The sequence below is a fragment of the Streptomyces bullii genome (assembly GCF_042657145.1).
GTDB lineage: Bacteria > Actinomycetota > Actinomycetes > Streptomycetales > Streptomycetaceae > Streptomyces > Streptomyces bullii.
Window position 1 is genome coordinate 141,751 of record NZ_JBHSNY010000010.1, and the last position, 18,205, is coordinate 159,955.

Sequence of the window (18,205 nt, forward strand, 5' to 3'; positions counted from 1 at the left end):
CTCTCACGCCTCCTTCGGTTCGACGGGGGCGGGGGCGGAGGGACGGCGGGTGCGGCGCAGTGGCGGCTGCGCACCCAGGCTCTTCGGGTCGAGGCCGGACCAGCGGTGGCCGTTCGCGAAGAACGCCCTGCGCGCAAGGAGCGTCATCAGCGGCTTGGTGAAGAGGAAGACGACGACCACGTCGAGCAGGGTGGTCAGGCCGAGCGTGAACGCGAAGCCCTGAACCTTGCCGACGCTGACGACGAACAGCACGGCGGCGGCGAGGAACGACACGAAGTCGGAGACCAGGATGGTGCGGCGGGCACGCGGCCAGGCCCGCTCGACGGCGGGGCGCAGCGTGCGGCCCTCACGGATCTCGTCCCGGATGCGTTCGAAGTACACGATGAACGAGTCCGCCGTGATGCCGATCGCCACGATGGCGCCGCAGACGGCGGGCAGGTTCAGCGCGAAGCCGATGGCCGGGCCGAGCAGCGACATGATCGTGTACGTGAGGGCGGCGGAGACCAGCAGCGAGAGGATCGCGACGAACGCCAGGCCGCGGTAGTAGACCAGCAGGTAGAGGACGACCAGCGCGAGTCCGATGGCGCCGGCGATCAGACCGGCCTCCAGCTGCTCGCCGCCGAGGGCGGGGCTCACCGTGGTGATGCTCGCCTCACGGAACGACAGCGGCAGCGCACCGTACGACAGCATGTTGGCGAGGCTCTGGGCCGACTCCTGGTTGAAGTTGCCGGAGATCTCCGCGTTGCCGCCGGTCAGGGCCTGGCTGACGTACGGGTCGGAGACGACCTCGCCGTCCAGGACGATGGCGAACTGGTTCTGCGGGGACTGGTTCTGCGCCAGCTTGCCGGTGATGTCCGCGAACTTGTCGGCGCCCTTCTTCGTGAAGTCCATCTGGACGGTCCAGCCGGCGCCGGTCTGGGTGTTGATGACCGCCTGGGCCTTCTTCACGTCCGTGCCGTCGACCGCGGCGGGGCCGAGGATGTACTTCTGCCACTGCCCCTGGGAGTTCTGGCCGCAGGCCACGGTCGAGTCGGTGGGCTTGGCGCCGTCGCCGGCCGTGGCCCGGACCTTCTCCTTGGTGCAGTCGAGCGCGGCGTACTCCGCCTGGAGCTTGCTGTCCGCGTCACCGGTGGTGCCGCCGGTCGCGGACGGGGAGGGGCTCGCCTTCGCGTCGGCCGAGGCGCTCGCGGACGGCGTGGCGTCCGCCTTCAGGGCGTCGGTGACGGCGCGGCCCTGGGTGGTGGCGCTCGCCGAAGGGTCGGCGGAGCCGCTGGCGGAGGGGGACGCCGTGTCGGTGGCCTTGTCCTTGTCGGTGGCCTTGTCCGACGGGCTGCCGGAGGCGCTCGGCGTCGGAGTGGCCGCGCCGGCTCCGCCGGAGATCTCCGTGGCGATGACCGGACGGAAGTACAGCTTGGCGGTGGTGCCGACCTGGTCCCGGGCCTGCTGGGAGTTGGTGCCCTTGGGGATGTTGACGATGATGTTCCGGTCGCCCTGCGTCTGCACCTCGGCTTCCTGGACGCCCAGACCGTTGACGCGGCGCTCCATGATCGCGACCGCTGTGTCCATGTTGGTCTTGTTGATCGCGTTGGGCTGGCCGGGTTCGTTCCTCGCCTCCAGCGTGATGCTGGTGCCACCGGCGAGGTCGATGCCGAGACGTGGCGTGGTGTGCCCGGAGGCGAACATCCCGCCGGTGAGCGCCGCGATGGCGATCAGGATCAGGGCCAGCGAGCGCCCCGGCTTGCTCTGGGCGCTCGCGTTCCGGCCCTTTTTAGGTGCTGCCACCTTCTCGTACTCCCTCTCGGGCCGCCTCGCGCCGGGTCTTCGGTCGGGCGGCCATGACATGGTGTCGGGATTCCGTGCGAGCAGGGCACGTCCCGGGGCGCGCAGGCCGTACCTGCGCGCCCCGGGACAGCACTACTTCGCTTGGGAGTCGCCGTCGGTCTTCTTCGACTGTGCGTCCGTCTTCGCCTCGTCGGCCGGGCTGTCGTCGGCCGGCTCGTCGGCCACGTCCTTCTTGCCGAGGTCGACGGACTTGTCGTCGGAGGCGGCGGCAGCGTCGGCGGCGGGCTCGTCGGTCTCGGTGAGGGAGGAGGCGTCGTCCGGGACGACGTCGGCGTCGGACTTCAGGTCGTGCTCGATGCCGTGGACGATGCGGTTGTACTCGTCGTCGGTCAGGACCGCGCCGATCGAGTTCTTGGCGAAGAGGAGCTCGACGCCCGGACCGGCGTCGAGGAGGACCGTGTCCTCGCTGACCTCCTTGACCGTGGCGTACATGCCCCCGATGGTGCGGACGCCGGAACCGGGCTGCATCTGGTTCCGCATCTCGATGGCCTGCTGCTGCTTCTTCTTGGCCGACCGGGTCATCAGGAACATGGCCCCGATGAGCACGATGAACGGGAGGAGGGTCACGAGACTCACGGGTCGGTACTTCCTTCACACGACCGCGATGGTGAGCGGCCTGATGGTTGGGGGTTTTGTGTGCCGCCGACAAAGGCGGCATCGGCGGAGTCTAAGCGAGTCCGCGCGCATGGAACAACGCTCAGCATGGCACCGGGGTTCCTGCTCCGGCCAGTGAGCTCGCCGTCGTGGCGCGGTCACGCACCCCTCACGCCCCGAACAGGTCCTGTTGTCCGTTTCCGGCGGCCTGTGAGCGGGGCGGTGTGAGGCCGAGATGCGCCCATGCGGCGGGTGTGGCGACCCGGCCGCGCGGGGTGCGGGCGAGCAGTCCCTCCCGGACGAGGAAGGGTTCGGCGACCTCCTCTACGGTCTCGCGCTCCTCCCCCACCGCGACCGCGAGCGTGGACAGGCCGACCGGGCCGCCGCCGAACAGCTTGAGCAGGGCCTCCAGGACGGCCCGGTCGAGGCGGTCCAGGCCGCGGGCGTCGACCTCGTACACCGCCAGGGCCGCCGCGGCGATCTCCTTGGTGATCACGCCGTCGGCCTTGACCTGGGCGTAGTCGCGTACCCGGCGCAGCAGACGGTTGGCGATGCGGGGCGTGCCGCGGGAGCGGCCGGCGATCTCGGCGGCGCCGTCCGGCTCGATCTCGACGTCGAGGAGGCTCGCCGAGCGGTGGACGACCCGCTCCAGCTCGGCCGGCTCGTAGAACTCCATGTGCGCGGTGAAGCCGAAGCGGTCGCGCAGCGGGGGCGGCAGCAGACCGGCGCGGGTGGTGGCGCCGACCAGGGTGAAGGGCGGCAGTTCCAGCGGGATGGCGGTGGCACCGGGGCCCTTGCCGACGATGACGTCGACGCGGAAGTCCTCCATCGCCATGTACAGCATCTCCTCGGCGGGCCGGGACATGCGGTGGATCTCGTCGAGGAAGAGGACCTCGCCCTCCTGGAGGGAGGACAGGATCGCCGCGAGGTCGCCGGCGTGCTGGATGGCGGGGCCGGAGGTGATGCGGATCGGGGCGCCCATCTCGGCCGCGATGATCATCGACAGGGTGGTCTTGCCGAGGCCGGGGGCGCCGGACAGGAGCACGTGGTCGGCGGTGGCGCCCCGCGCGCGTGCGGCGCGCAGCACGAGGTCGAGCTGCTCGCGGACCTTCTCCTGGCCGATGAACTCGCCGAGGTCCTTGGGCCGCAGGGCGGCCTCGACGGCCTGGTCCTCACGGCCGGCGACGGAGTCCACCAGCCGCTCCGCGGCGGAGGTGTCGGTCGTGTCGTCCCAGTTCATGTGTGTGCCTCGGAAGTCGTGGGTCAGCGGGCTCGGTTCAGCGTCTGCAGGGCCGCCTTCAGCAGCTGCCCCACCTGGGGCGTGCCCTCGGCGGCCTCGGCCTGCGGGGCGACCGCGGCCACGGCCTCGTCGGCCTCGCGCGTGGCGTAGCCGAGACCGATCAGGGCGGCGTGCAGCTGGTCGCGCCATCCGGTGCTGACGGCCGTACCGACGGCGGGTGCGCCGACCGGCTCGCCGAGGCGGTCCTTCAGCTCCAGGAGCAGTTTCTGGGCGCCCTTCCTGCCGATGCCGGGGACGGCGGTGAGCGCCTTCTCGTCGCCGGTCGCGACGGCCCGCCGCAGGGCGTCCGGCGCGTGTACGGCGAGCATCGCCTGGGCCAGTCTCGGTCCCACCCCGCTGGCGGTCTGGAGCAGTTCGAACACCTGGCGTTCGTCGTCGTCCGCGAAGCCGTACAGGGTCAGCGAGTCCTCGCGTACGACGAGCGAGGTGTGGAGCTTGGCCGGCTGGCCGGCGCGGAGCGTGGACAGCGTGTTCGGCGTGCACTGGACGGCCATGCCGACGCCGCCGACTTCGATCACCGCTGCGTCGGGTGCGAGTGCGGCGACCGTGCCGCTGACGAAGGCGATCATGCCGTACGGCCTTTCGATGCGTGCAGGGCGACGGCCTGCTGGAGTCGGTTCTGGGCGGGGGCCCGCCAGATATGGCAGATGGCGAGCGCGAGGGCGTCGGCGGCGTCGGCGGGCTTCGGGGGCGCGCTCAGTCGCAGCAGGCGGGTGACCATGGCGCCCACCTGGGCTTTGTCGGCGCGGCCGGAGCCGGTGACGGCGGCCTTGACCTCGCTGGGGGTGTGCAGGGCGACGGGGATGCCGCGGCGGGTGGCGCACAGCAGGGCGACGGCACTGGCCTGCGCCGTGCCCATCACCGTACGGACGTTGTGCTGGCTGAAGACCCGCTCCACGGCGACGAACTCCGGGCGGTGCTCGTCCAGCCACTGCTCGATGCCCTGCTCGATCGCGACGAGGCGGTGCCCGAGGTCCGCGTCGGCCGGTGTGCGGACGACGCCGACGCCGATCATGGTGAGCGGCCGGCCGGCGACGCCCTCGACCACGCCGACACCGCACCGGGTCAGCCCCGGGTCGACCCCCAGTACGCGCACGCGCCCCTCCCTTTCGATCGCCTGTTTGTGCAGGCTATCGGGTGCCACCGACAACGCGACGGGCCGACGGGGTGTGTCCCGTCGGCCCGTTGAGGCTGTGGAGCCCGCGGCGGCGCTACGCGCCGACCTTCTCCATGATCTCGTCGCTGACGTCGAAGTTGGCGAAGACGTTCTGCACGTCGTCGCTGTCCTCCAGCGCGTCGATCAGCTTGAAGATCTTCTTGGCGCCCTCCTCGTCCAGTTCGACCTGCATGGTCGGGACGAAGTTGGCGTCGGCGGACTCGTAGTCGATGCCCGCGTCCTGCAGGGCGGTGCGGACCGCGACGAGGTCGGTCGGCTCGCTGATGACCTCGAAGGTCTCGCCGAGGTCGTTGACCTCCTCGGCGCCCGCGTCCAGGACGGCCGCGAGGACGTCGTCCTCGGTGAGGTCGCCCTTGGGGACGATCACGACGCCTTTGCGGTTGAACAGGTACGACACCGAGCCCGGGTCGGCCATGGAGCCGCCGTTGCGGGTCATGGCGACGCGGACCTCGGAGGCGGCGCGGTTGCGGTTGTCGGTGAGGCACTCGATGAGCACGGCCACGCCGTTCGGGCCGTAGCCCTCGTACATGATCGTCTCGTAGTCGGCGCCGCCGGCCTCCAGGCCCGCGCCGCGCTTGACGGCGGAGTCGATGTTCTTGTTGGGGACCGACGACTTCTTCGCCTTCTGGATGGCGTCGTAGAGCGTCGGGTTGCCCTCGGGGTCGGCGCCGCCCATCCGGGCCGCCACCTCGATGTTCTTGATCAGCTTCGCGAAGAGCTTGCCGCGCTTGGCATCGATGACGGCCTTCTTGTGCTTCGTCGTGGCCCATTTAGAGTGGCCGGACATCTGCCTGTCTCCTTCGCGTTACCCAACTCTCTACGAACGCCTGCGATCCTACAAGGACTCCGCCGCCCGGTCGGCCCGCACCATGTCGACGAACAGGGCGTGCACGCGGTGGTCGCCGGTCAGTTCCGGGTGGAACGACGTGGCCAGCGCGTTGCCCTGACGGACCGCGACGATGTGACCGTCGTGCTCGGCGAGCACCTCGGCCCCGGCGCCGACGGACTCCACCCAGGGGGCGCGGATGAAGACGCCCTCCACGGGGTCGCCCGCGATGCCCTTGACGGCGAGGGCGGCCTCGAAGGACTCGTTCTGCCGCCCGAAGGCGTTGCGGCGCACGATCATGTCGATGCCGCCGATGGTCTCCTGGCCCGAGCGCGGGTCGAGGATCTTGTCGGCGAGCATGATCATGCCGGCGCAGGTGCCGTAGACGGGCATGCCGTCCCGCACGCGCGCGCGGAGGGGCTCCATGAGGCCGAAGAGGACGGCCAGCTTGGAGATGGTGGTGGACTCCCCGCCGGGCAGGACCAGGCCGTCGACCTCGGCGAGTTCTTCGGGGCGCCGCACCGGCCTGGCCACGGCGTCGGCCGCGGCCAGGGCGATGAGGTGCTCCCGTACGTCGCCCTGGAGGGCCAGGACGCCGATGACAGGAGTGTTCATGTGATGACTGCCGTGGGGTCGGTTACCAGCCGCGGGTGGCGTAGCGCTCGGACTCGGGGAGGGTGTCGCAGTTGATGCCGACCATGGCCTCGCCCAGGTTGCGGGACGCGTCCGCGATGATCTTCGGGTCGTCGTAGAAGGTGGTGGCCTTCACGATGGCGGCGGCGCGCTTGGCCGGGTCGCCGGACTTGAAGATGCCGGAGCCGACGAAGACGCCCTCGGCGCCGAGCTGGCGCATCAGGGCCGCGTCGGCCGGGGTGGCCACACCGCCGGCGGAGAAGAGGACCACCGGGAGCTTGCCCAGCTCGGCGACCTCCTTGACCAGCTCGTACGGGGCGCGCAGCTCCTTGGCGGCGGCGTACAGCTCGTGGTTGTCGAAGCCGCGCAGCTTGGCGATCTCGTTCTTGATCTGGCGCAGGTGGCGCACGGCCTCGACGACGTTGCCGGTGCCGGCCTCGCCCTTGGAGCGGATCATCGCGGCGCCCTCGGCGATGCGGCGCAGCGCCTCGCCCAGGTTGGTCGCGCCACACACGAAGGGGGTCGTGAAGGCCCACTTGTCGGAGTGGTTGACCTCGTCGGCCGGGGTGAGGACCTCGGACTCGTCGATGTAGTCGACGCCGAGGGCCTGGAGGACCTGGGCCTCGACGAAGTGGCCGATGCGGGACTTGGCCATGACCGGGATGGAGACGGCGTTGATGATGCCCTCGATCATGTCCGGGTCGGACATGCGGGCCACACCGCCGTCCTTGCGGATGTCGGCCGGGACCCGCTCGAGGGCCATGACGGCGACGGCGCCCGCGTCCTCGGCGATCTTCGCCTGCTCCGGGGTGACGACGTCCATGATCACGCCGCCCTTGAGCTGCTCGGCCATGCCGCGCTTCACGCGCGCGGTGCCGGTCTCGGGAGCCTGGTTCTCGGTGATGGACACGGGTTGACCTCACTGAAGTGAAAGAGGGTTTCCTGCAGCACCGAGGAAACGTGAGTGGACCAGGCCACAGCAAGGGCCAATGGCGAGCCGGTGGATCCTTTTTCGGCCGACGGCCGAAAAACACCTGCTATGCGGCTCGCTCCAGCAGCGCGGCGGGCGGCTCGTCGTCCATCTCGAAGGCCATCGGGAACGGCGCGTGGCCGGCCAGCCGGAACCAGCGCACCTTGCGGTGCCGGCGCAGCGCCCGGGCGGCGCGTACGGCGTCGTTGTGGAAGCGCCGGGCCATGGGCACCCTGCGGACCGCCTCGGCCAGCTCCCGGGCCGTCTCCTCTCCCCCGGGCGCCTCCCGTACCGCCTCCACCTGCGCGGGCTCCCCGAACACGGCGCGCAGGGCCTGGCTCAGTTCGCTCTCGGCGACCTCCCGCTGCTCCTCCTCGGCCTGCCGGGCGGCGTGGGCGGCCTCGTACAGCACGATCGAGGCGGCCGGGTCGAGCACCCCGGAGGTGGCCAGTTCCTGGGCCACCGAGGCGCGGCGCAGCAGTTGGGCGTCGAGCGCGGCGCGCGCGGCGTCGATCCGGGCGTGCAGCCGGTCCAGCCGCCCCGCCGTCCAGCTCAGGTACAGGCCGATCGCCACGAGGGCGACGAGGATCCAGATGAGGGTTGCGGTCACGGGCGGCAAGACTAACGGGACCGGCGCGCGCCCCCGCGCTCAGTGGTCAGTCCCGCGCCAGCCCGAACCGCGACCACAGCCCCGTGGTCCGCTCGTCCGCGGCCACCGCCGCGGCGCCGGCCGTCACGGTCTCGTAGACGGACATGATGTCGGCCCCGACGGTCGACCAGTCGAAGCGCCGGACGTGGGCGCTGCCCCGCTCGCGCAGCTCGGCCCGCCGTTCCGGGTTCTCCAGCAGCTTCACGGCCGCCTGGGCCAGCGCGTCCGCGTCCTCGTTGGGGAACAGCTCGCCCGCCGCTCCCTGGTCGAGGACCTGCGCGAAGGCGTCCAGGTCGGAGGCGAGGACGGGGGCGCCGGCGGACATCGCCTCGACCAGGATGATGCCGAAGCTCTCACCGCCGGTGTTGGGCGCGACGTACAGGTCGACGCTGCGCAGGAAGCGGGCCTTGTCCTCGTCGCTGACCATGCCGAGGAACTCCACACGCGAGCGCAGTTCCCGCGGCAGCGGCTCCACGGCCTCCTCCTCGTCTCCGCGCCCGGCGACCAGCAGCCGGGTCTGCGGGCGCGCGGCGAGGATCTTCGGCAGGGCCCTCATCAGGACGGGCAGGCCCTTGCGGGGCTCGTCGATGCGCCCGATGAAGCCGATCGTGTCGCCCTGCCACTCGGGCTTGGGCTCGGCCTTGGCGAAGAAGTCGACGTCGACGCCGTTCGGGATCACCACCGCGTCCCCGCCCAGGTGCTCGACGAGGGTGCGGCGGGCGTACTCGCTCACGGCGATCCGCGCGCTGATCTTCTCCAGGGCGGCCTGCAGGATCGCGTACGCGGCGATCATGGCCCGGGAGCGCGGGTTGGAGGTGTGGAAGGTCGCGACGATCGGCCCCTGCGCGGCCCAGCAGGTCAGCAGGCCCAGCGAGGGCGAGGCCGGCTCGTGGATGTGGATCACGTCGAAGGCGCCGTCGTGCAGCCAGCGGCGCACCCTGGCGGCGCTCAGGAAGCCGAAGTTCAGGCGCGCCACGGAGCCGTTGTACGGCACGGGCACGGCGCGGCCGGCCGAGACGACGTACGGCGGCAGCGGGGTGTCGTCGTCGGCGGGGGCCAGGACCGACACCTCGTGGCCGAGCCGGATGAAGTACTCGGCGAGGTCACGGATGTGGAACTGGACGCCGCCCGGTACGTCCCAGGAGTACGGGCAGACGATGCCGATTCTCACGCGGTCCCCTTCTCGGCAGACGTCGCGGGATCCAGGTCCTTCAGCCACAGGCGCTGCAACATGTGCCAGTCCTGCGGATGGTCGGCGATCCCCGAGGCGAAGACATCGGCCAGCGCCTGTGTCATGACAGACGTCTTCTCGGCGCGCGTACCCGACTGGGGTACGTCGACCGGTGGGTGGACTTGGCCCCGCATGACGGGCGTCTCGTCGTACCAGAGGGTGACGGGGAGCAGCAGGGCGCCCGTCTGCTGGGCGAGCAGGGCGGGGCCGGCGGGCATCCGGGCGGTCTCGCCGAAGAACTCGACCTCGACGCCGGAGGCGGACAGGTCACGGTCGGCGACCAGGCAGACCAGGCCGCCGGCGCGCAGCCGCCGGGCCAGGACGCCGAAGGCGGCGCCCCCGCTGTGCGGCAGGACCTCCATGCCGAGGCCCTCGCGGTAGGCGACGAACCGGTCGTAGAGAGTCTCCGGCTTCAGGCGCTCGGCGACCGTGGTGAACGGGATGCCCAGTTTGGTGGTGGCCCAGGCGCCGGCGAGGTCCCAGTTGGCCAGGTGCGGCAGGGCGAGGATGACGCCCTTGCCCGCGGCCATGCCTTCGGTCAGGTAGTGGATGTCCTTCGCCTCGAAGCCCGCCCCGATGCGCTCGGCGCTCCAGGCGGGGAGCCGGAAGGACTCCATCCAGTAGCGGAGGTACGACCGCATGCCCGCGCGCGAGAGCTCAGCGAGCCGCTCCGGGCTCGCGTCGGGCACCACGCGCGCGTAGTTGCTCTCCAGCCGCCGCACGCCCTTGCCGCGCTGTTTCCAGGCGAGGTCGGCGATGGTCCGGCCCAGCCGTACGGCGACCGGCTCGGGCAGCTTCTTGACGGTGCCCCAGCCCAGGCCGTACAGCCCGTCGATCAGGCGCTCCTGGGCGCTCACTTGGCTGCCTCGCTCCCGTGGGAGGCGTTTTCCTGCTTGGGTCCATTGTCCTGCGCGGAGTCCGCGGAGTCCGCGGAGTCCGCGGCCTCCGGTGCCTCCGTGGACTCCGGTGCCTCCGCGGCCTCCGCGGCCTCCGCCTCGGCGGACTCCCGGCGGACGGTGACGACCCGCTGGACGAGCGTGACCAGGCTGCCGACGGCGACGATCCACAGGGCGATCGGCAGCAGCACGTGGATGCCCGGGACGCCGAACTTCTCGAAGCCCGCGAGTCCGGCCGCGACCAGCGAGACCACCAGCCGCTCGGCCCGCTCGACGAGCCCGTTGACGGCGACCGGCAGGCCGATCGACTCGCCGCGCGCCTTGGTGTACGACACCACCTGGCCGCTGGCCAGGCAGAAGATCGACACGGCGCACAGGATGGTGTCGTTTCCGCCGCCCGCGTACCACAGGGCGAAGCCGCCGAAGATCGCGCCGTCGGCGACCCGGTCGAGGGTGGAGTCCAAGAAGGCGCCCCAGCGGCTGGAGCGGCCGAGCTGGCGGGCCATGTTGCCGTCGACGAGGTCGGAGAACACGAACAGCGTGATCACGACCGTGCCCCAGAAGAACTCACCCCGGGGGTAGAAGACCAGCGCGCCCGCGACGACACCGGCGGTGCCGATGAGTGTGACCGTGTCGGGGCTGACGCCCCGCCGGATGAGAAACGCGGCGAACGGTGTGAGGACACGCGTGAAGAATGCACGCGCGTACTTGTTCAGCATGGCCTTCCCGAGGGTCGGTGTCGCCGCGTGGCCCCTGCTGGCCACCGGCTGGCCCATCGTAGCCACGCGCGCGCGTGTGCGACGGCCGGGCGCCCGCACCGAGGGCCGGGCTGTCGGAGCGTCCCGCGGCAGCGGCTCCGGGCGGCGTTCCCGGTGGCGGCTCCGGGCGGCCTTCCCGGCGGCGGCTCCGGGCGGCCTTCCCGGCGGCGGCTCCAGGCGGCCTTCCCGGCGGCGGCTCCGGGCGGCGTTCCCGTGGTGTTCCGCGCGGGGCAGGACGCCCGAGCGGTCGCCGTGGGAGGGCTGCGGGCAGCTCGGCCCCGCAGGCAGCCCACCGGCCCGCAGGCCCGGCCCGAGCGCCCCTCGGCGAAACGGCAGCGCCCCCTCGGCGACCGAAAGCGCCCCCCACCAGGCCGGACAGCCACGATCACGTCCGTCGTATGGACGCACCGTGACGGGAGTGGAAAGCTCGAATCAACCGCGGGCGTCGCCGGAGCCGCCCAGCACGCGGCCCCCGCGTGTCCGCGCCCACAGTGACCTCACCGTGCACGGGAGGCAGGACCATGGGCGACAAGGCACAGACCCACCCCGGAGCCGCCGGCAGGGCACAGGCGGCCGACCATCCCCAGTCCGTACGGAATGTGGTGCTGGTCGGCCACTCCGGATCGGGCAAGACGACTCTGGTGGAGGCTCTCGCCCTCACGGCAGGAGCGATCAACCGTGCGGGCCGCGTGGAGGACGGCGGCACCGTGTCCGACTACGACGAGATGGAGCACCGGCAGCAACGCTCGGTGCAGCTCTCCCTGGTGCCCGTCGAGTGGGACGGCATCAAGATCAACCTTCTGGACACCCCCGGATACGCCGACTTCGTCGGTGAACTCAGGGCCGGTCTGCGAGCGGCGGACGCGGCCCTCTTCGTCGTCTCGGCCTCCGACGGTGTGGACGGCTCGACCCGCATGGTGTGGGACGAGTGCGCCGCCGTCGGCATGCCGCGGGCGATCGTGATCACGCATCTGGAGGCCGCCCGGGCCGACTTCGAGGAGATGACCCGGATCTGCGCGGAGGCGTTCGGCAGGGACGACCCCGACGCCGTGCTGCCGCTCTACCTGCCGCTGCACGGCCCGCAGGCACCCGACGGGCACGCGCCCGTGACCGGCCTGATCGGACTGCTGTCGCAGAAGCTGTTCGACTACTCGACCGGCGAGCGCAAGGAGTCCGAGCCCGGCGAGGACCAGCTGCCGCTGATCGAGGAGGCCCGCAACCGGCTGATCGAGGGGATCATCTCGGAGAGCGAGGACGAGACCCTCATGGACCGCTACCTCGGCGGTGAGCAGGTCGACGTCAAGACGCTCATCGAGGACCTGGAACGGGCCGTGGCGCGCGGGGTGTTCTTCCCCGTCCTGGCCGCCGCCCCCGCGGCCGAGGGCGCCCGCCACGGCCTCGGCACAGTCGAGCTGCTGGAGCTGGTCACCCGTGGCTTCCCGACGCCGCTGGAGCGCGAGCCGATCCGGGTGACCACGCCCGACGGCGAACCCCGTGAGCTGAAGGCGGTCTGCGACCGCGACGCGCCACTGGTCGCGGAGGTCGTGAAGACCTCCTCCGACCCGTACGTCGGACGGCTCTCGCTCGTCCGCGTGTTCTCCGGGACGCTGCGCGCCGACCAGACGGTGCACGTCTCCGGGCACGGGCTGTCCGATCGCGGGCACGAGGACCACGACGTGGACGAGCGGATCGGCGCCCTGTCCACGCCGTTCGGCAAACAGCAGCGCCCGGTCAGCCACGTCATCGCGGGCGACCTGGCGTGCGTGGCGAAGCTGAGCCGCGCGGAGACCGGGGACACCCTCTCCGCCAAGGACGACCCGCTGCTCATGGAGCCGTGGGAGATGCCCGACCCACTGCTGCCGCTCGCCATCCAGGCGCACAGCAAGCCGGACGAGGACAAGCTGTCCCAAGGGCTGGCCCGGCTGGTCGCCGAGGACCCGACGATGCGGCTCGAACAGAACCAGGACACCCACCAGGTCGTCCTGTGGTGCCTGGGCGAGGCGCACGCGGACGTGGCGCTGGAGCGGCTGCGCAGCCGGTACGGGGTCCAGGTCGACGTCGTGCCGCACCAGGTCTCCCTGCGCGAGACGTTCGCGACCAGGGCGGCGGGACGCGGCCGGCACGTCAAGCAGTCCGGCGGGCACGGGCAGTTCGCCATCTGCGAGATCGAGGTGGAGCCGCTGCCGGGCGGTTCGGGCATCGAGTTCGTGGACAAGGTGGTCGGCGGCGCCGTGCCGCGGCAGTTCATCCCGTCGGTCGAGAAGGGCGTACGGGCCCAGGCCGCGAAGGGAGTCGCCGCCGGCCATCCGCTCGTCGACGTACGGGTGACCCTGCTGGACGGCAAGGCGCACTCGGTGGACTCCTCCGACGCCGCGTTCCAGACGGCCGGGGCGCTCGCGCTGCGGGAGGCCGCGGCCGACGCGAAGATCCATCTCCTGGAGCCCGTGGCCGAGGTGAGCGTCCTGGTCGGCGACGACTACGTGGGCGCCGTGATGAGCGACCTGTCGGGGCGGCGCGGCCGGGTGCTGGGCACCGAGCAGACCCCCGGCGGGCGCACCCTGGTCCGGGCCGAGGTGCCCGAGATCGAGATCGGCCGGTACGCCGTCGACCTGCGGTCGCTCTCCCACGGCACGGCGCGCTTCAGCCGCCGGTACGCGCGGCACGAGCCGATGCCGCCGCAGATCGCCGAGCGGGTCCGTGAAGACGCCAAGGGCGCTTCCTAGTTGACCTGACGCCGCACCGAACTCAGCTGTGCGGAACGCCCTCTTCCGTGTCGGCGGACGGTCTTGGCCGTCCGCCGACGCATGTCGGCCCCTGCGGATACGCTGAAGACCAGATCAACAGGTGTGCGGAGCACGGAAGTCGGGAAGGCCGCAGAAGCAGATGCGGCGGCAATGGGGGCGGCAGTGACGGACGGATTCGATTTCAGTCCAGGGGCCCAGGTGCCCCTGTCGGGTTCGGCGGGGCAGACGGCCGCGACCTACGCGCTGGCCGCGGCCGCCTACCGCGACGACGAAGTGACCAAGATCCTGGACGCCGACAACGAGTGGCACCAGTCCAAGGTCACACCGCCACGCCCGTGGGCGAAGATCTTCCGCCCGCGGTTCGGTGAGGCCTTCTCCCGCGCGGTGATCGACCGCATGCTGGGCGCCGGACGCAAACCGGTCATCCAGTCCTTCGGCATCGAGCCCCAGGTCGTCGTGGAGCACTGCCTGGCGGCCCACCGCATCCGCCGCGAACGCGACAACTGGCTCACGGCGGTGACGGTGCTCTGCGGGCTGCTCTTCCTGCCGGGCTTCCTGGTGTGGCTCATGGTGTTCACGCTGCGCAGCAACATGAGCAAGCGCGAGGACAAACGCGCCGGCGCCCTGGCCACCACCCTGCTGGTCGCCGTGGGCGCGCTGGCGGTGATCTTCCTGATCCGCATGCCGTTCACGGGCTTCTGGGCGTGGTACGCGCGTGCGTCGGTCGTGATGCCGGTGGTCGGCTGGTTCTGGGCCAAGCAGATCTGCGAACGTACCGCCCGGGACCTGCGGGAGCGCTGGTCCGGCCTGTTGTCGGGCGGCGGGGTGGGCGCCAAGATCCCCGAGGCGGTGCCGGGCAGCCCCGGCGACGCGGCCGAGCAGGTGCGCAAGGAGCTGGCCAGGCTCGGCGCCGAGCAGCGGTCCAACTCGGTCTTCTACGCGGGTCCCAAGGGAATACTGGGCATGGGCACGCGGTGGGGCAGCTGGCAGCTGGCCGAGGAGCTGGTCTCCGCCGATCCGGGCAAGGACTTCCACCCGTTCCGCAGCTGGGACGTCATCGTCGCGATCCAGGGCGGGCTCGCGATGCTGGAACGCACGCCCATCAACACCGGTGGCTTCCCCAAGCCGTCGATCACGCACTGGATCGTCACGCCGATCGGCGAGGGGGCGACGGAGGTGTCCCGCCCGAGCGGCACCGACGTGGACGCGTACACGGTCAAGACGCACGCCATACAGGACATCTGCAACAAGCAGCAGTTCGGCAGCGGGGACCGGCACTACCTGGGTGTGCAGTGGACGCTCTGGGACGGCCATCTGGTGATCACCATGCTGATCACCGTGACGGTGCTGCACGAGACCCTGCGCATCGAGGTCACCGGCCACGCCCTGGGGCCGGTCCACCCCCTGTTCAACGAGAAGCCGGCGGCCAAGGAGAAGGAGGTGCAGAAGGCGTTCCGCTTCTGGGAGACCCGCAAGGTGAAGCTGCCGCTGATCGAGACCGACGAGGTGGTACGGCTCGCCGCGCGCGCCCCCCTGACCTGGTACCCGCCGCTGCTGAACTGGCTCGGCGGCAGCCTGACGCTCCCGGAGCCGTTCGGCCTGCGGCACGCCTGGGCCGACCAGCCCTGGCGCCACCGCTTCATGGCGGACGACGCGTTGCGCGCCGCCACGCCGGTGCTGCGGGTGGTGCACACGGCCGCGCTCAAGGTGCTGCGGGAGAACGGGGTGGACGTGGAGAAGTTCGGTTCGCGGTCGTCGGTGCTCAGCGGGGCGGTGCAGGAGGCGTCGCCCAGGAAGGCCGACGTGTACGACGCGTAGGCCGGTTCTCCCAGGTACCCGCGTCGCGGGCCGGGAGGCCGTCGCGCAGCCCGGGACAGCGGGGTACCGCCGGCGCCCACCCGTGCCGCCCCGGCGGCACGACCGCCCGCGGGCTACGTCGCTGGCCAGGCCTCGGCCAGCATCTTCCGGGTGTCGGCCAGCAGCTGGGGCAGCACCTTCGTGTGGCCGACCACCGGCATGAAGTTCGTGTCGCCGCCCCAGCGCGGGACGATGTGCTGGTGCAGGTGGGCGGCGATGCCCGCGCCCGCGACCGTGCCCTGGTTCATGCCGATGTTGAAGCCGTGCGCGCCGGAGGCGGTGCGCAGGGCCGTCATCGCCTGCTTGGTGAGTTCGGCGAGTTCGGCGGTCTCCCCCGCCGTGAGGTCCGTGTAGTCGGCGACGTGGCGGTAGGGCACGGTCATCAGGTGCCCGCCGTTGTACGGGTACAGGTTGAGCACCGCGTAGACCTGTTCACCGCGCCGGACGACGAGTCCGTCCTCGTCGGACTTGGCCGGGATCGAGCAGAAGGGGCACCCGTCGTCGGCCCCGGGGCCGGTCGGCTTGTTCTCCCCCTGGATGTAGGCCATCCGGTGGGGCGTCCACAGACGCTGGAACGCGTCCTGCGTCCCCACTCCCAGCTGCTGCTCCGGCTCACTCGTCATGCAAGGCAGCATATGGCGTCGACCTGGGGGGACGGCAAAGCCCCCGGGATCCCCCGGGGGCTTTGCGCGGTCCGATCAGCTCGCGGCGTGCGAGCGGCGTGTGATCGTGTGCGATCAGACCTGGGCGCGCTCCTCGACGACCTTCACGATCTTCGCGATGGCCTCGTCGAACGGGATGCCGTTCTCCTGCGAGCCATCGCGGTAGCGGAAGGACACCGACCCGTGGGACATGTCCTCGTCGCCCGCGATGACCATGAAGGGCACCTTCTGCTTCTGGGCGTTGCGGATCTTCTTCTGCATACGGTCGGAGGAGGAGTCGACCTCGACCCGCAGGCCCTTCTTCTTCGCGGCGGCGGCGAACTTCTCCAGGTACTCGACGTGCGCGTCGCCGATCGGGATGCCGAGCGCCTGGACCGGCGCGAGCCACGCCGGGAAGGCGCCCGCGTAGTGCTCCAGCAGCACGGCGAAGAACCGCTCGATGGAGCCGAACAGCGCGCGGTGGATCATGACTGGGCGCTGCTTGGAGCCGTCGGCCGCCGTGTACTCCAGGTCGAAGCGCTCGGGCAGGTTGAAGTCGAGCTGGATGGTCGACATCTGCCAGGTGCGGCCGATGGCGTCCTTGGCCTGGACGGAGATCTTCGGGCCGTAGAAGGCGGCGCCGCCCGGGTCCGGGACGAGGGGCAGGCCCTGCTTCTCGGCGACCTGGCGCAGGGTCTCGGTGGCCTCCTCCCAGGCCTCGTCGGAGCCGACGAACTTCTCCGGGTCCTTGGTGGACAACTCCAGGTAGAAGTCGGTCAGGCCGTAGTCGCGCAGCAGCTCCAGCACGAAGGTGAGCAGCTTGTCGAGCTCCTCGGACATCTGCTCGCGCGTGCAGTAGATGTGCGCGTCGTCCTGGGTGAAGCCGCGGGCCCGGGTCAGGCCGTGCACGACGCCCGACTTCTCGTACCGGTACACGGTCCCGAACTCGAAGAGGCGCAGCGGCAGTTCACGGTACGAGCGGCCGCGCGCGTCGAAGATCAGGTTGTGCATCGGGCAGTTCATGGGCTTGAGGTAGTAGTCCACGCCCTCGTCGAGCTGCATGGGCGGGTACATGCCGTCGGCGTACCAGTCCAGGTGGCCCGAGGTCTCGAAGAGCTTCCCCTTCGTGGCGTGCGGGGTGTAGACGAACTCGTAGCCCGCCTCCTCGTGCCGCCTGCGCGAGTAGTCCTCCATGACCCGGCGGATGATGCCGCCCTTGGGGTGGAAGACGGCGAGGCCGGAGCCGATCTGCTCCGGGATGGAGAACAGGTCGAGCTCGCTGCCGAGCTTGCGGTGGTCGCGCTTCTCGGCCTCGGCGAGGAAGTCCAGGTACTGCTTCAGCTCGTCCTTCGACGGCCAGGCGGTGCCGTAGATGCGCTGCAGCATGGGGTTCTTCTCGCTGCCGCGCCAGTAGGCGCCCGCGTTGCGCATCAGCTTGAACGCCGGGATCAGCCGGGTCGAGGGCAGGTGCGGACCACGGCAGAGGTCCTTCCAGCACAGCTCGCCGGTCTTGGCGTCGAGGTTGTCGTAGATCGTCAGCTCGCCGCCGCCGACCTCGACGTCCGCGCCGTCCTCGCTGGAGGCGGAGCCCTTGAGGCCGATCAGCTCCAGCTTGTACGGCTCGTTCGCGAGCTCCTCGCGGGCGGCCTCGTCGGTGACCACACGGCGGGCGAACTTCTGCCCCCGCTTCTGGATCTCCTGCATCTTCTTCTCGATGGCCTTGAGATCCTCGGGCGTGAACGGCTTGTCGACGTCGAAGTCGTAGTAGAAGCCGTCCTTGACCGGCGGGCCGATGCCCAGCTTGGCCTCGGGGAAGAGCTCCTGCACGGCCTGCGCCATGACGTGCGCCGTGGAGTGGCGCAGGATGTTGAGACCGTCCTCGGAGGAGATCTCGACGCCCTCCACCTCGTCGCCGTCGGTCACCTCGTAGGCGAGGTCCTTGAGCTCACCGCCCACGCGCGCGGCGATGATCGAGCGCTCGCCGGCGAAGAGCTCGGCGGCCGTAGTGCCCGTCGTCACCACGCGTTCTTCCCGCTCGGAATCGCGTTGGATGATCACACGGACGTCTGACACCGGTCTCTCCTGAC

General features: G+C 71.0%; 16 protein-coding genes. 2 read left to right on the forward strand and 14 right to left on the reverse strand.

The window, feature by feature from the left end; translation table 11 throughout:
• Window positions 1–3: 3 nt before the first annotated feature.
• The 12 genes from secD to pgsA all read right to left on the reverse strand — a co-directional run bounded on the left by secD (window position 4) and on the right by pgsA (window position 10,894).
• Window positions 4–1,782: a protein translocase subunit SecD gene (secD, locus tag ACFPZJ_RS27780; protein ID WP_381026995.1), complete on the reverse strand. Its 1,779-nt coding sequence runs from the start codon at window positions 1,780–1,782 to the stop codon at window positions 4–6.
• A gap of 132 nt (window positions 1,783–1,914) precedes the next feature.
• Window positions 1,915–2,418, reverse strand: a complete 504-nt coding sequence (gene yajC, locus ACFPZJ_RS27785; protein ID WP_381026998.1) for a preprotein translocase subunit YajC — start codon at window positions 2,416–2,418, stop codon at window positions 1,915–1,917.
• 187 nt (window positions 2,419–2,605) lie between these two features.
• The gene (gene ruvB / locus ACFPZJ_RS27790; RefSeq protein ID WP_381027001.1) at window positions 2,606–3,676 is read right to left on the reverse strand and encodes a Holliday junction branch migration DNA helicase RuvB; all 1,071 of its coding nucleotides are present in this window, start codon (window positions 3,674–3,676) and stop codon (window positions 2,606–2,608) included.
• Between the two features lie 23 nt (window positions 3,677–3,699).
• On the reverse strand, window positions 3,700–4,305 hold the full coding sequence (gene ruvA, locus ACFPZJ_RS27795; RefSeq protein ID WP_381027004.1) for a Holliday junction branch migration protein RuvA: 606 nt from the start codon (window positions 4,303–4,305) through the stop codon (window positions 3,700–3,702).
• Entirely contained in the window at window positions 4,302–4,832 is a 531-nt protein-coding gene (ruvC, locus tag ACFPZJ_RS27800) for a crossover junction endodeoxyribonuclease RuvC (protein ID WP_381027006.1), read from the reverse strand. The genes ruvA and ruvC overlap by 4 nt, the downstream gene beginning before the upstream one ends.
• A gap of 115 nt (window positions 4,833–4,947) precedes the next feature.
• Entirely contained in the window at window positions 4,948–5,700 is a 753-nt protein-coding gene (locus tag ACFPZJ_RS27805; protein WP_381027008.1) for a YebC/PmpR family DNA-binding transcriptional regulator, read from the reverse strand.
• Between the two features lie 48 nt (window positions 5,701–5,748).
• Window positions 5,749–6,354, reverse strand: a complete 606-nt coding sequence (gene pdxT / locus ACFPZJ_RS27810) for a pyridoxal 5'-phosphate synthase glutaminase subunit PdxT (protein ID WP_381027011.1) — start codon at window positions 6,352–6,354, stop codon at window positions 5,749–5,751.
• A 22-nt stretch (window positions 6,355–6,376) separates the two neighbouring features.
• Window positions 6,377–7,282, reverse strand: a complete 906-nt coding sequence (gene pdxS, locus ACFPZJ_RS27815; RefSeq protein ID WP_381027014.1) for a pyridoxal 5'-phosphate synthase lyase subunit PdxS — start codon at window positions 7,280–7,282, stop codon at window positions 6,377–6,379.
• A gap of 127 nt (window positions 7,283–7,409) precedes the next feature.
• Complete coding sequence (locus tag ACFPZJ_RS27820) at window positions 7,410–7,952, reverse strand: LemA family protein (protein WP_381027017.1); 543 nt, start codon at window positions 7,950–7,952, stop codon at window positions 7,410–7,412.
• 46 nt (window positions 7,953–7,998) lie between these two features.
• Window positions 7,999–9,162: a glycosyltransferase family 4 protein gene (locus tag ACFPZJ_RS27825; RefSeq protein ID WP_381027020.1), complete on the reverse strand. Its 1,164-nt coding sequence runs from the start codon at window positions 9,160–9,162 to the stop codon at window positions 7,999–8,001.
• Complete coding sequence (locus ACFPZJ_RS27830) at window positions 9,159–10,079, reverse strand: phosphatidylinositol mannoside acyltransferase (protein ID WP_381027023.1); 921 nt, start codon at window positions 10,077–10,079, stop codon at window positions 9,159–9,161. The genes ACFPZJ_RS27825 and ACFPZJ_RS27830 overlap by 4 nt, the downstream gene beginning before the upstream one ends.
• Window positions 10,076–10,894 carry a phosphatidylinositol phosphate synthase gene (gene pgsA / locus ACFPZJ_RS27835; RefSeq protein ID WP_381027677.1) on the reverse strand — a complete coding sequence of 273 codons (819 nt, stop codon included), beginning with the start codon at window positions 10,892–10,894 and terminating at the stop codon, window positions 10,076–10,078. Before pgsA ends, ACFPZJ_RS27830 begins: the two co-directional genes overlap by 4 nt.
• A gap of 503 nt (window positions 10,895–11,397) precedes the next feature.
• Here pgsA and ACFPZJ_RS27840 point away from each other — a divergent pair.
• Window positions 11,398–13,599: an elongation factor G-like protein EF-G2 gene (locus ACFPZJ_RS27840; protein ID WP_381027026.1), complete on the forward strand. Its 2,202-nt coding sequence runs from the start codon at window positions 11,398–11,400 to the stop codon at window positions 13,597–13,599.
• Between the two features lie 171 nt (window positions 13,600–13,770).
• Complete coding sequence (locus ACFPZJ_RS27845) at window positions 13,771–15,438, forward strand: hypothetical protein (protein ID WP_381027029.1); 1,668 nt, start codon at window positions 13,771–13,773, stop codon at window positions 15,436–15,438.
• A gap of 113 nt (window positions 15,439–15,551) precedes the next feature.
• Here ACFPZJ_RS27845 and ACFPZJ_RS27850 read toward each other — a convergent pair whose 3' ends face one another.
• Together ACFPZJ_RS27850 and thrS are read right to left on the reverse strand one after the other, a co-directional pair.
• Complete coding sequence (locus ACFPZJ_RS27850; RefSeq protein ID WP_381027031.1) at window positions 15,552–16,112, reverse strand: HIT family protein; 561 nt, start codon at window positions 16,110–16,112, stop codon at window positions 15,552–15,554.
• Window positions 16,113–16,214: 102 nt separating this feature from the next.
• Complete coding sequence (gene thrS, locus ACFPZJ_RS27855; RefSeq protein ID WP_381027034.1) at window positions 16,215–18,191, reverse strand: threonine--tRNA ligase; 1,977 nt, start codon at window positions 18,189–18,191, stop codon at window positions 16,215–16,217.
• Window positions 18,192–18,205 lie beyond the last annotated feature (14 nt).